The sequence below is a fragment of the Xanthobacter autotrophicus genome, from assembly GCF_030015065.1.
GTDB classification, from domain to species: Bacteria; Pseudomonadota; Alphaproteobacteria; order Rhizobiales; family Xanthobacteraceae; genus Xanthobacter; species Xanthobacter autotrophicus_D.
The window spans coordinates 1-484 of record NZ_JAIVFN010000345.1 but is presented as its reverse complement, the minus strand read 5'-3'; the positions used below and the strand labels follow the sequence as shown (position 1 = coordinate 484).

1 protein-coding gene is annotated in these 484 nt (G+C 50.4%); it reads left to right on the top strand.

The features are described 5' to 3' along the window. Positions 1–236, top strand: a 236-nt coding sequence (locus K9U40_RS23455; protein ID WP_282892469.1) for a hypothetical protein, incomplete at its 5' end; no start/stop codon positions are given. Positions 237–484 lie beyond the last annotated feature (248 nt).

Below are 484 nucleotides of genomic sequence, written 5' to 3'. Positions count from 1 at the left end.
GTCTAGGAGTTTCTTTGGATTGGCGTACACCACTAAACGAGCGCTATTTAGGGCAAGCGCGCCTGTTTATTGCGAAGGAACTCAAGTTCGATCCCTGGTTTTTCCCGGATGATGATCAGACACTTTGGTCAGTATCATTGCCATCTGGGGAGCTGGCTGCCGCAGCGTTGCAGGCATTCATCGAAGGTGAGGGCGTGGTTATGCCCGCTTCTTCGTCCGTCCCGATCAATCACTGAGTTTGACAATGGGTTTCGGTCTTATTCGACATAAATGTAGTCGATGGTTGCAGTCTGCATTGGAAAAGAGCTTCCTAGGCAAATTGGTCAATCATGCTTGCCACGAACAACGGGAAAGACGCAGCACTATATGCTTTGTGGCTGCGACTCGGTTTAGCGAAGATGAGTTCTGGAGAAAGGCTTGGCTGGGCAAGCGTCTAAATGGGTGGCGGGATCGGCCCAAAGTTACCAGTCGCATTGTTTACGAT